The following is an 11,925-nucleotide window of genomic DNA, read 5'->3' on the forward strand; positions in this document are numbered from 1 at the left end:
GGACTAATGTCTTAAGGGAAGAGCAGGAAGGGGCTGATGCATCATGGAGACACCGAACCAGGACTCCGGACGTACACCGGCAGAGCAGTCTGCCGCCAATGACCTCTCGGTTGCGGACCGCCAGGTCAACATCCTCCGGGACAAGCTCAGGCATATCGACCGCCAGTTGGCTGCAGCCACGCAGAACAACACCAAGCTGGTCAGCATGCTTGAAACCGCGAAGGCGGAGATCCTCCGCCTGAAGAATGCGCTCGACCAGGAGGGGCAGCCGCCCTACAGCTTCGGCACCATTCTGCAGCTGAACCCCCGGCGGCAGCCGGGCCCCGGCAGCAGCGGGCAGGCCGCCACCGAGGAATCGGCGGACATCTTCAATGCGGGCCGGAAGATGCGCGTGGGGCTCAGCCCGCTGGTCAACATCAACCAGCTGGCCGTCGGCCAGGAAGTCCTGCTGAACGAGGCGCTGCTCATCGTGGCCGGCCTCGGGTACGAACGTGCCGGCGAACTTGCCACGCTCAAGGAGATGCTCGGCACGGACCGTGCACTCGTCGTCGGACGCGCCGACGAAGAACGCGTGGTCCGTCTTTCCGGCGCCCTGCTGGCTGAGAAGCTCCGGGTGGGCGATGCCCTGTCGGTGGATTCACGCACCGGATATGCCCTTGAGAAGGTGCCGCGCTCCGAGGTGGAAAACCTGGTCCTGGAGGAAGTCCCGGACATCACCTATGAGGACATCGGCGGGCTCGGACCGCAGATCGAGCAGATCCGCGACGCCGTCGAACTGCCGTTCCTGCACCCGGACCTTTACCGCGAACACGGCCTCAAGGCGCCCAAGGGCATCCTGCTTTACGGCCCGCCCGGCTGCGGCAAGACCCTGATCGCCAAGGCCGTGGCCAATTCACTGGCAGCCCGCGCAGCCGAACGCTCCGGCAACGTGGACCTCAAGAGCTACTTCCTCAACATCAAGGGACCGGAACTGCTCGACAAGTACGTGGGCGAAACTGAGCGCCACATCCGCCTCATTTTCTCGCGGGCACGCGAGAAGGCGTCGGACGGCAGCCCCGTAGTGGTCTTCTTCGACGAAATGGACTCACTGTTCCGCACCCGCGGCACCGGAATCTCCTCCGACGTCGAAACGACCATCGTTCCGCAGCTACTCAGCGAGATCGACGGCGTCGAGCGGCTGGACAACGTCATCGTCATTGGTGCGTCCAACCGCGAGGATATGATCGACCCCGCCATCCTGCGGCCCGGCCGGCTGGACGTCAAGGTGAAGATCCAGCGCCCCGACGCCGAAGCAGCGGCGGACATCTTCAACAAGTACATCACCACCGACCTGCCCTTCCACGAGGCCGATCTCGCCGAGCACAGCGGCGACATCCAGGCCACCGTGGATGCCATGGTCCAGCGGACCGTGGAGGCTATGTACTCCACTGACAAGTCCAATGAGTTCCTTGAGGTGACGTATGCCAACGGTGACACCGAGATGCTGTACTTCAAGGATTTCAACTCCGGAGCCGTGGTCCAGAACGTGGTGGACCGGGCCAAGAAGTACGCCATCAAGGACCTGCTGACCACGCACCAGAAGGGGCTTCGGATCGAACACCTGCTGCGTGCCGTGGTGGACGAATTCCGCGAGCACGAGGATATGCCGAACACCACCAACCCGGACGACTGGGCCAGGATCTCCGGCAAGAAGGGTGAACGGATCACGTACATCCGCACCATCGTGCAGGGCAAGGCGGGCCAGGAACCCGGCAAGTCCATCGAAACCATGCCCACCACCGGACAGTATCTGTGACGGCTGCACCGGAGCCCGTCGCCGGGGGCGCACTCCCCGCCGGCGGGGCCATGCGGGTCATGGGGGCGGAAACCGAGTACGGCATCCACGCGCCGTCCGCACCCACGGCCAACGCCACCATGATGAGTGCCCGCGTTGTCCAGGCGTACGCCCAGGTGACCAGGCAGCGGGCGGCCGGGGGAGCGGAAACCCGTTGGGACTACACGGACGAGGAACCCCTGCACGACGCCCGCGGCTGGACCGTGGACAGGGGCGCCGCCCACCCCAGCCAGCTCACTGACCAGCCTCCGGTGCTCGACGCCGAGGCCGTTGCCCTGGCGTATGGCCGGGAGGAACTGGAACTGGACGGCCAGGACGAATCGGGGACCCTCCTGATGAACATGGTCCTGGGCAACGGCGCACGGCTGTACGTGGACCACGCGCACCCCGAGTACTCCAGCCCCGAGGTGACCAACCCGCGCGATGCCGTTATCTGGGACGCCGCGGGCGACCTCGTGGGGTTGGCGGCCGTGCGCAGGCTGTCTGCCGACCCCGACCTGCCGCCGGTGAACCTGTACAAGAACAACACGGACAACAAGTCGGTGTCCTACGGTTCACACGAGAACTACCTGATGCCCCGGTCCGTGCCATTCGGGGACATCGTCCGCGGACTCACGCCCTTCTTCGTCAGCCGCCAGGTGGTCTGCGGGGCTGGGCGGCTGGGACTGGGCCAGGACAGTTCCACCGCCGGCTACCAGATCAGTCAGCGGGCGGACTTCTTCGAGGCCGAGGTGGGGCTGGAAACCACTATCCGCCGGCCCATCATCAACACCCGGGACGAGCCGCACGCCACGGCCGACAAGTACCGCCGCCTGCACGTCATCATCGGCGACGCCAACCTGAGCGAGGTATCCAACTACCTCAAGTTCGGGACCACGGCCATGGTGCTGAGCCTCATCGAGGCCGGCCTGGCACCCAAAGTCGAAGTCTTCGAGCCGGTGAAGGCCCTGCAGGACATCAGCCATGACACGTCATTGAAGGCCACGGTCCGGCTGCTCGACGGACGCCGCGTGACCGCCCTGGACCTGCAGTGGATGTACCACGAGGCCGCCGCCAAGCTGGCCCAGGACACGGGGGTCGGCGACGCCGTGGATGGTGACGGGCACACCCACGACGTCCTTGAGCGCTGGGCCGAGGTCCTCACCCAACTCGACAGCGACCGTGCCGCTGCCAAGTCGTCCGTTGAATGGCTCGCCAAACTGTCACTCCTGGAGGGATACCGGCAGCGCGACGGGCTCGGCTGGGACGATGCCCGGCTGGGCCTGGTGGACCTCCAGTGGGCCGACATCCGTCCCGAGAAGGGCCTTTACTACCGGCTGCTGGCCCGGAACCGGATGCGCCGGGTGGTGGACGACCGCACCATTGCGGCCGCCGTCGGCGAGCCCCCGGCTGATACGCGGGCGTACTTCCGGGGGAAGTGCATCAGCAGCTTCGGCAAGGACGTCGTCGGCGCCAGCTGGGACTCGGTCATCTTCGATGTGCCCGGGTATGGCCGGCTCCAGCGCGTGCCGACCCGGGAGCCGCTCCGGGGAACAAAAGCCCTGACGGGAGGCCTGTTCGAGCGCTATCGGGAGGCCGGGCAGTTCCTCGGCGAGCTGCTGGGACACAACACCGCTCCGCCTGCGGCGTAAACCGCCCGGGACGCTCCCGGCCGTGGCAGGATGGGCTTATATTGGTGGACCACCGGATCCACCGGCACCAAGGGAAGGAACAGCAATGGCAGGCCAGGAGCACCAGCAGCCGCAGTCACGCGACAGCCAGGTCGACGAAGACATTCCCGAGGCACCCCCGGCGCCCCCGGAGGCACAGGCGTCCGCAGCCACTGAAGGCGTGGACGACCTGCTGGACGAAATCGACGGCGTCCTCGAATCGAACGCCGAGGAATTCGTGCGGGCTTTCGTGCAAAAGGGCGGTCAGTAACCCGGGGACCGGAGGGTGGCGGAAGCCGCGGACGGCCGGGAACTGTACCGACGTTGATCACCACGTTTTAGGAGTGCATGAGTGCAGGAAACAACCGCCAACCAGGTAGCCGCAAACGCCACCTCATCCTTTACCGAGCACCTGCAGCGGGACAGGCCTGAGCTCCTGCCGTTCAACCGGTCGGGCCAGGGCAGCGCCACGTCCGCGGCCCCGCTGCAGGTTCCGCACGCCACGACGATCGTGGCCATGGCCTACGACGGCGGTGTGCTGATGGCGGGGGACCGCCGCGCCACCATGGGCAACGTCATCGCCAGCAGGCACATCGAAAAGGTCTTCCCGGCGGACCGGTACTCAGTACTCGGCATTGCGGGAACCGCCGGAATCGCCATCGACCTGACGCGGCTGTTCCAGGTGGAGCTCGAGCACTACGAAAAGATCGAAGGCACCCTCCTCAGCCTTGAAGGCAAGGCGAACCGGCTCGGAGCGATGATCCGCGGCAATCTTCCACTTGCACTGCAGGGCCTGGCGGTGGTGCCCCTGTTTGCCGGCTACGACACCAGTGCCGGTGTTGGCAGGCTGTTCTCCTACGACGTCACCGGCGGCCGGTACGAGGAACACGAACACCACACGGTGGGCTCGGGTTCCGTCTTTGCCCGCGGCGCCCTGAAGAAACTCTGGCGGCCCAACCTCACGGCGGCCGAGGCCGTCTCGGTCGCGGTCGAAGCACTCTACGACGCCGCCGACGACGACTCCGCCACCGGCGGCCCGGACACCGTGCGCCGGCTCTGGCCCGTGGTGTATGCCGTGGACAGCAGCGGCGCGAGGCGGGTGCCGGAGGAAGAGCTTGCTGCCGCATCGCGGCAGGTCATCGAAGCCCGCACCATCGCCGGACGGGAGGCCTGAGATGACACAGCAGTTCTACGTATCCCCGGAACAACTGATGAAGGACCGTGCCGACTTCGCACGGAAGGGCATCGCACGCGGACGGTCCGTGGTGGTGATCAGTTGCGAGGACGGCATCGCCCTGGTGGCCGAGAACCCCTCCCCGTCACTGCACAAAATCGGTGAGATCTACGACAAAATCGCCTTTGCGGCCGTCGGCAAGTACAACGAATTCGAAAGCCTCCGGCAGGCAGGGGTGCGCTACGCCGATGTCCGCGGCTACTCCTACGACCGCGAGGACGTCACCGCCCGCGGGCTGGCGAGTGTCTACGCGCAAAGCCTCGGCGCCGTGTTCACGGCGGAGCAAAAGCCCTTTGAAGTGGAACTGGCTGTGGCCGAGGTCGGATCCACACAGGCCGAAGACCACCTCTACCGCCTCACGTTCGACGGGTCGATTGCCGACGAGCACAGCTTCGTGGTCATGGGCGGCCAGGCGGAACGGGTCTCCGCGGCCATTGACCAGGGCTGGCGGGCGTCCCTCGGGTTCCCCGAGGCCGTGCGGCTCGCACTGAACGGCCTCGCCCCGGCGCCCGATGGCGAAGAGCAGACCAAACCGCTCCCGGCACGGGCACTCGAAATTGCGGTCCTGTACCGGCACTCGGAGGAAACCCGCGGCACGCGCCGCGCGTTCCACAGGCTTAACGACGCAGACATCACTGCACTGCTGGCCTAGGAGGACAGATGGACAAGAGAATCTTCGGTATCGAAACCGAGTTCGGCATCTCCTATTCAAGCCCTGATTCGAGGCCTCTTGCTCCGGAGGAGGTGGCCCGCTACCTCTTCCGCAAGGTCGTCAGCTGGGGCCGGTCCTCCAACGTGTTCCTCACCAACGGCTCACGGCTGTACCTCGACGTCGGATCCCATCCGGAGTACGCCACGGCAGAGTGCGACGACCTGGCTCAGCTGATCGCCCATGACCGGGCAGGTGAGCTGATCCTGGACGACCTCGTCGACGAAGCCCAGGCCCGCCTTGCGGCGGAGGGCTTCAACGGAACCGTGTACCTGTTCAAGAACAACACGGATTCGGCCGGCAACTCCTACGGCAGCCACGAGAACTACCTGATTCCGCGCCGGGGTGAGTTTTCCCGCCTCGCCGAAATCCTGATTCCCTTCCTGGTCACGCGCCAGCTCATCGCCGGCGCCGGCAAGATCCTGAAGACACCGCACGGGGCAACCTACGCCTTCTCGCAACGCGCCGACCACATCTGGGAAGGCGTTTCCTCGGCGACCACGCGGTCCCGGCCCATCATCAACACCCGTGACGAACCACACGCAGACGCCGAGTTCTACCGGCGGCTCCACGTCATCGTGGGCGATTCGAACATGTCCGAGACCACCGCCCTGATGAAGGTCGGCACCGTGGACCTTGTCCTTCGCATGATTGAGGCCGGCGTCATCATGCGGGACATGCGGATGGAGAATCCCGTCCGCAGCATCCGGGAAATTTCGCACGACCTTAGCGGCCGGGCCCTGGTCCGGCTCGCCAACGGGCGCCAGCTGACTGCACTGGAAATCCAGCAGGAGTACCTGACCAAGGTCACCGCGTTTGTCCAGGAAAACGGCGCCCACAACCCGCACGTGCCGCTCATCCTCGACCTGTGGGCGCGCACCCTGAAGGCCATCGAAAGCGGCGACTCCCGCGGCATCGACACCGAAATCGACTGGGCCATCAAGAAGAAACTGATGGACAACTACCGTGAACGCCACAACCTCGGGCTCGACGCGCCCCGGATCGCCCAGCTGGACCTGACGTACCACGACATCTCCAGGAGCCGCGGCCTGTATTACCTGCTGCAGTCACGGGGGGCTGTCCGGCGCGTGGTGGAGGACACCGTGATCAAGGACGCCGTGGATGCCCCGCCGCAGACCACCCGCGCCAAGCTCCGGGGCGACTTTGTCCGCAGGGCGCAGGAACTGGGCCGTGACTACACGGTGGACTGGGTGCACTTGAAGCTCAACGACCGGGCCCACCAGACCATCCTGTGCAAGGATCCGTTCCGGAGCGTCGACGACCGGGTGGACGCTTTGCTGGACTCTATGGGCTGACTCCCAGAATCAGGGGCTATTCTGGACAAGGCCCTTTTTGGGGGCCCGCAGCGCTGCTGTCCGCTGCCATGCGGAGCACCGCGTCCACCCTGCCCCGACGAAAGTTCATTTTACGTGCGCCGACTACTAGCAATCCTTCTCCCCGGTCTGCTGCTGCTTACCGCCTGCGGAGGCACCACCGCAGAGCCGGAACCCACCAGCCAGTCCGCTGGCGAGACTGCCAAGTTCGACTCCCTCAAACTGACGGACAACGGGGACAAGAAGGCCCCCGGCCTGGACTTCCCCAAGCCCTTGGAAGTGGCTGAACCGACCATCAAGGTGGTCAACGAGGGCAGCGGTGATGCCGTCAAGGCAAACCAGATCGCCAACATCTCCGTCCTGGCCGTCAGCGGTGCCGACGGTTCCACCCTGGAAGACACCTTCCCCAACGAGCCGGAACCGCTCGAGCTCAATGACCAGCTCAAGACCAACAGCGCCGTCATCTACAACGCGTTCGTCGGTGCGAAGGTGGGCTCCAGCATCGCCCTGGCCGTCCCGGGGCAGCAAAGCGCCCCCGGAGCCAGCCCCAGCCCGTCCGCCGGCGCGACCCCGAGCCCCAGCCCTGCTGCCGGCCCGACGCAGCTTCTCATCATCAAGATCCTTTCCGCTACGGACGTCACCCCTGCCCTGGACAAGCCGCAGGGTGAAACCGTCACCCCGCCGGCAGGGCTTCCGACCGTCACCGAAAAGGACGGCGTTCCGGAGATCAACGTCGAGGGTGCAGCGGCCCCCACCGCGCTGGTATCGCAGGACCTGATCAAGGGCACCGGCGCCACCGTCAAGGAAACTGACACCCTGACCGTCAACTACGTGGGCGTCAACCTGGTGGGCGGAACCAAGTTCGACTCCAGCTTCGACCGTGGCGAACCGACAAGCTTCGCACTCAACCAGGTCATCAAGGGATGGACCCAGGGCCTGACCGGAAAAACCGTGGGGTCGCGGGTGCTCCTGGTCATCCCCAAGGACCTTGCCTACGGTGACGCCGGACAGGGTGAAGCCAAGGGCGATCTTGTGTTCGTAGTGGACATCCTCGGCGCCAAGTAGACACACTTACTGTCAGGCCGTGGCCCAGGCCGCGGCATCTACACACCATCACAGCACCGACCAAGAGGAGCAACCATGTCATTTGGACAGCGGGACTTTGACCGCCAGAAGCCCGAGATCGACTTCCCCGAAGGCGACGTCCCCACCGAACTGGTCATCACCGACCTCATCGAGGGTGACGGCCGGGAGGCCAAGGCAGGCGACACCGTTTCCACCCACTACGTGGGCGTCGCCTGGTCCACCGGTGAAGAATTCGACGCATCCTGGGGCCGCGGCGCTCCGCTGGACTTCCGGGTCGGCGTCGGCCAGGTCATCCAGGGCTGGGACCAGGGACTGCTGGGCATGAAGGTCGGCGGCCGCCGCCGGCTCGAAATACCCTCCGAGCTGGCCTACGGCTCCCGCGGCGCGGGCGGGGCCATCGCCCCGAACGAAGCCCTGATCTTCGTGGTGGACCTCGTCGGGATCCGCTGACCCCGAACGGCAGAACAGCCGGGTCCGCCGGCCACAGCGCGTCAGTTCCCGGGACAACCGTCCCGGGAACTGACGCGCTTTCTGCGTTCCGGGAAGGACTTTAGTAACGTACACAGGGTGTCCGTATCCCGCACTGAACGCCTGCTGAACCTGCTGATCGCGCTGCTCAACACCCGCTACGGCCTGCGCCGCAGCGAACTGCGGGAGAAGGTCTACCACGACGAATCCGGAAACGACGTCGCGTTCGGCCGGATGTTCGAGCGGGACAAGAACGATCTCCGCGCCTTCGGCTTCGACGTGGAGACCCTCACGGAGCACGGGTGGAGCGAGGATGATCCGGCCACCACCCGCTACAGGATCGGCAAGGAATCCAACCGCCTTCCCGACGTCGAACTCGATCCCCAGGAATGGACCGTGCTGCTGCTCGCCTCACAGCTGTGGGAGCGGGCAGCCCTGGGCTCAGCCGCCCAAAGCGCCCTCCGCAAGCTCCAGGCATCGGGGCGGATGGCCGACGTCGAACTTCCCGCCGGCGTCCAGCCGCGCATCAGGCCTGCGGGACAGGCGTTCGACGACCTCGTGGCGGCCATGCACTCCCGCCACCCCGTGACCTTCCCCTACCTGGCAGGGACCACAGGCAAGGAAGAAGTCCGGACGGTGGAACCGTGGGGACTGGGAAGCTGCTTCGGACAGTGGTACCTGATGGGTTTTGACCGCGCCCGCCAGGCGCCGCGCCACTTCAGGCTGTCACGGTTCACCGGAGCCGTCTCCACCCTGGTCAAGGAACACTTCGAGCCGCCCGCCAACTTCAGCATTCGGGAAGAACTGTCCCGCCTGCCTGAACTGCCGCTCCGCACCGCCGTCGTGGATGTCCGCAAGGGGCGCCTGCTTGCGCTCAGGCGCCGTGCCCGCCATGAACCGGAGACAGCGGACGCCGTCCCTGCTCCTGCGGCCGAAGACGAACGCCTGTACGTGGACTTCAGGGACCCCGAAGCCCTCGCCGAAGAACTCGCCTCCTACGGGCCCGACGCCGTGGCAGTGGCCCCGGACGAACTTGCCGCCTCCGTGCAGCGCAGGCTCCGGGCGGCGCGGGATTTCAGCTCGGCGCCGCGGCCGGCCTATGCCTTCCCGGAGGTCCGCACCCGGGCGGCACGCCGGGGCACCTCGGAAGACCAGCTCATGCGGATGCTGCAGCTGGTGCCGTTCCTGGTCCACAACCAGGGGCTGCATATCAGCGACGTGGCACAGCACTTCGGTGTCACCAGGAAGGAGCTGGAAGACGATCTGCGGATCCTGATCTGTTCAGGGCTTCCCGAGGGTTACCCGGACGACCTGCTGGACATCCAGTGGGAAGACGGACACGTCTTCATCACGCAGGACCTCGACCTGAAGAAGCCCGTGCGGTTCACAGTGGACGAGGCCTGCGCCCTGCTGACCGGCCTGGAGACCCTGAACGGGCTGCCTGACGTCGTGGAGGGCGGCGCCCTCGAGTCCGTCACCCTCAAGCTCCTCGCCGCCGCGGGGGAGGAGGGCCTGCGGGCCGCCACACTGTCCGGTCCGGAGGTGGCGCCCGGCGACGCAGGCACGCACGCGACGGTCAGGGAGGCCATCGCCTCAGGGGCCCAGCTGCACCTGGCCTACCTGTCCCCGCAGCGCGATGCCGTCTCCGAGCGCGACGTGGATCCGCTCCGGCTCTACTCACTGGACAACACCTGGTACTTCGAGGCCTACTGCCACCAGGTGGGCGGGCTGCGGAACTTCCGGCTTGACCGCGTACAGGACGTCCGGCCCAACGGACAGCCCATCGCGACGGGGAGTGTCCCCAGTGACGGGGTCCCGGCGAAACTCTTCACCCCAAACGACGACGACACCACCGTTACCGTGCAGCTCACACGCAGTGGCCGCGGTTTGGCCGAGGACTACTACGCGGAGCGCACGGCAGAACTGTCTGACGGCGGTTTGGTCGCCGAGATCCGCTTTGGCAACACCGGGTGGCTGCCCATGTTCGTCGCCCAGCACGGCGGCGCAGCGCGGATCCTGGAGCCCGCCGAACTGGCAGACCGGGCCCGTGCATGGCTGGACGCGTCCCTGGCACGGTACGGAGGCTAGACTTCTCAGCATGCCTTGGTGGTCCTGGATCCTGTTATGGGTGGCGCTCGTCGCCGTGTCCCTTCTCTTCTACGGTGTGCTCGGCGTCCGGTTGTTCCGGAAGTTCATGGCAACCGTCAAGGACCTGGGAGCGGCGGGCGGGAAACTCGGGCACCTTGCCCCGCTGCCGGAGGCGGCCCGCACGGCGGTTCCCGGGAGCGCAGAAGGGCGGGCCCCGGCAGGCTCAGCCGTTTTTGCCTCACCCGCCGACATGCGACATGATTACGAGGCATCCAAGTCCTCCCGCCGGGAAGAACGCCGCCTTCGGCGAGTGCAGCGCAAGAAGGACCGGGGCCAGCCGCAGGCCCTCGCAGATCTCGACTTCACATAGAAGTAGGATGTTTCTAGAGGAAAGGATTTCCCATGGGAAGACTCTTTGATGGCCCTTGGCCCATCGTGATTATCATCGTTGTGGCACTGCTTCTCTTCGCCGCGCCCAAGCTTCCTGCGATGGCGCGCAGCCTTGGCCAGTCCATGCGGATCATCAAGTCCGAGGTCAAGGAAATGAAGAACGACGGCAAAGCCGATTCCACCGACGCTTCCGGGCCCGTGGAAGGCACCATTGTGAACCACCCCAAGGCGAAGCCCGGAGAGCCGACAGACGGCACTGACGTTCCGCCGTCAAACCGCGCCTGACCCCCAGTGGCACTGTCGCGGGCCCGCAAAGCCAACCCAGAGGGGCGGATGTCCCTCTGGGACCACCTCAAGGAGCTGAAGAACCGACTGATCAAGTCGGCCATCGGCGTCGTCATCGGCGGCGTCGGCGGCTGGATTCTCTATGATCCGCTGCTGAAGGCACTGGCTGAGCCCGTTAACCGCATCACGGACCAAACCGGCGGCCTCGCAGCCATCAACTTCGGCAGCATCGCCTCACCGTTCGATTTCAAGCTCCAGATGTCGCTCCTGATCGGCGTCGTCATCTCCAGCCCCATCTGGATCTACCAGCTCTGGGCCTTCATCACGCCGGGGCTGACAGCGAAGGAACGCCGTTACACCCTGGGCTACATGGCCGCTGCGGTTCCGCTCTTCCTCGCCGGCATCTGGGCCGGCTGGCTGGTGGTGCCGCAGGTGGTCCACGCGCTCACGCAATTCACTCCCGAAGGCTCCTCCAGCGTCATTGACGCCCGGACGTACATCGAGTTCGTCACCCGGATGGTCCTGGTCCTGGGCGTGGCCTTCCTTGTTCCCGTAGTGCTGGTCGGCATCAACATGGCCGGCATCATCTCCGGCCGAACCATCCTCAAAGCGTGGCGCATCACCGTTTTCCTGGTGTTTGTCCTCGCGGCCATCGCAGCTCCGGGCGCTGACGCCATCTCCATGTTCATGCTGGCCGGTCCGCTGCTGGTGCTCTTCTTCGCAGCCATTGGCATCTGCCTGATGAACGACAAGCGGCGGGCCCGCCGGCAGGCCAAGGTCGCAGCCGAGACCGATGCCACGGCAGACCTCGCAACTCCCAGCAGTGAACTGAAGAACCTTTGACCTGC

Annotated in this window: 12 protein-coding genes; all 12 read left to right on the top strand. The window is 65.8% G+C overall.

What is annotated here, in order from left to right:
- The first annotated feature begins 43 nt into the window (after nucleotides 1–43).
- Nucleotides 44–1,795, top strand: coding sequence for a proteasome ATPase (gene arc / locus AS031_RS06615; protein WP_058267332.1), 1,752 nt, complete (start codon nucleotides 44–46; stop codon nucleotides 1,793–1,795).
- On the top strand, nucleotides 1,792–3,465 hold the full coding sequence (dop, locus tag AS031_RS06620) for a depupylase/deamidase Dop (protein ID WP_058267333.1): 1,674 nt from the start codon (nucleotides 1,792–1,794) through the stop codon (nucleotides 3,463–3,465). The genes arc and dop overlap by 4 nt, the downstream gene beginning before the upstream one ends.
- Nucleotides 3,466–3,550: 85 nt before the next feature.
- Complete coding sequence (locus tag AS031_RS06625; protein ID WP_058267334.1) at nucleotides 3,551–3,754, top strand: ubiquitin-like protein Pup; 204 nt, start codon at nucleotides 3,551–3,553, stop codon at nucleotides 3,752–3,754.
- Between the two features lie 81 nt (nucleotides 3,755–3,835).
- On the top strand, nucleotides 3,836–4,657 hold the full coding sequence (gene prcB / locus AS031_RS06630; RefSeq protein ID WP_058267335.1) for a proteasome subunit beta: 822 nt from the start codon (nucleotides 3,836–3,838) through the stop codon (nucleotides 4,655–4,657).
- A gap of 1 nt (nucleotide 4,658) precedes the next feature.
- Nucleotides 4,659–5,369: a proteasome subunit alpha gene (prcA, locus tag AS031_RS06635; RefSeq protein ID WP_058267336.1), complete on the top strand. Its 711-nt coding sequence runs from the start codon at nucleotides 4,659–4,661 to the stop codon at nucleotides 5,367–5,369.
- Nucleotides 5,370–5,377: 8 nt separating this feature from the next.
- Nucleotides 5,378–6,742 carry a Pup--protein ligase gene (gene pafA / locus AS031_RS06640; protein WP_058267337.1) on the top strand — a complete coding sequence of 455 codons (1,365 nt, stop codon included), beginning with the start codon at nucleotides 5,378–5,380 and terminating at the stop codon, nucleotides 6,740–6,742.
- Nucleotides 6,743–6,856: 114 nt separating this feature from the next.
- The gene (locus tag AS031_RS06645; protein ID WP_058267338.1) at nucleotides 6,857–7,825 is read left to right on the top strand and encodes an FKBP-type peptidyl-prolyl cis-trans isomerase; all 969 of its coding nucleotides are present in this window, start codon (nucleotides 6,857–6,859) and stop codon (nucleotides 7,823–7,825) included.
- A 75-nt stretch (nucleotides 7,826–7,900) separates the two neighbouring features.
- Nucleotides 7,901–8,296: an FKBP-type peptidyl-prolyl cis-trans isomerase gene (locus AS031_RS06650; protein WP_058267339.1), complete on the top strand. Its 396-nt coding sequence runs from the start codon at nucleotides 7,901–7,903 to the stop codon at nucleotides 8,294–8,296.
- A 117-nt stretch (nucleotides 8,297–8,413) separates the two neighbouring features.
- On the top strand, nucleotides 8,414–10,402 hold the full coding sequence (locus AS031_RS06655) for a helix-turn-helix transcriptional regulator (RefSeq protein WP_058267340.1): 1,989 nt from the start codon (nucleotides 8,414–8,416) through the stop codon (nucleotides 10,400–10,402).
- Nucleotides 10,403–10,412: 10 nt separating this feature from the next.
- Nucleotides 10,413–10,772, top strand: a complete 360-nt coding sequence (locus AS031_RS06660) for a hypothetical protein (protein ID WP_058267341.1) — start codon at nucleotides 10,413–10,415, stop codon at nucleotides 10,770–10,772.
- Between the two features lie 32 nt (nucleotides 10,773–10,804).
- The gene (tatA, locus tag AS031_RS06665) at nucleotides 10,805–11,077 is read left to right on the top strand and encodes a Sec-independent protein translocase subunit TatA (RefSeq protein ID WP_058267342.1); all 273 of its coding nucleotides are present in this window, start codon (nucleotides 10,805–10,807) and stop codon (nucleotides 11,075–11,077) included.
- A gap of 48 nt (nucleotides 11,078–11,125) precedes the next feature.
- Nucleotides 11,126–11,920 carry a twin-arginine translocase subunit TatC gene (tatC, locus tag AS031_RS06670; protein WP_058267343.1) on the top strand — a complete coding sequence of 265 codons (795 nt, stop codon included), beginning with the start codon at nucleotides 11,126–11,128 and terminating at the stop codon, nucleotides 11,918–11,920.
- Nucleotides 11,921–11,925 lie beyond the last annotated feature (5 nt).

The organism is Pseudarthrobacter enclensis, from assembly GCF_001457025.1.
Lineage (GTDB): Bacteria > Actinomycetota > Actinomycetes > Actinomycetales > Micrococcaceae > Arthrobacter > Arthrobacter enclensis.

Coding starts and splice junctions, on each gene's coding strand:
- arc (WP_058267332.1), top strand. CDS start 44: ATGGAGACACCGAACCAGGACTCCGGACGTACACCGGCAGAGCAGTCT.
- pafA (WP_058267337.1), top strand. CDS start 5,378: ATGGACAAGAGAATCTTCGGTATCGAAACCGAGTTCGGCATCTCCTAT.
- tatC (WP_058267343.1), top strand. CDS start 11,126: ATGTCCCTCTGGGACCACCTCAAGGAGCTGAAGAACCGACTGATCAAG.
- prcA (WP_058267336.1), top strand. CDS start 4,659: ATGACACAGCAGTTCTACGTATCCCCGGAACAACTGATGAAGGACCGT.
- tatA (WP_058267342.1), top strand. CDS start 10,805: ATGGGAAGACTCTTTGATGGCCCTTGGCCCATCGTGATTATCATCGTT.
- AS031_RS06650 (WP_058267339.1), top strand. CDS start 7,901: ATGTCATTTGGACAGCGGGACTTTGACCGCCAGAAGCCCGAGATCGAC.
- AS031_RS06660 (WP_058267341.1), top strand. CDS start 10,413: ATGCCTTGGTGGTCCTGGATCCTGTTATGGGTGGCGCTCGTCGCCGTG.
- AS031_RS06625 (WP_058267334.1), top strand. CDS start 3,551: ATGGCAGGCCAGGAGCACCAGCAGCCGCAGTCACGCGACAGCCAGGTC.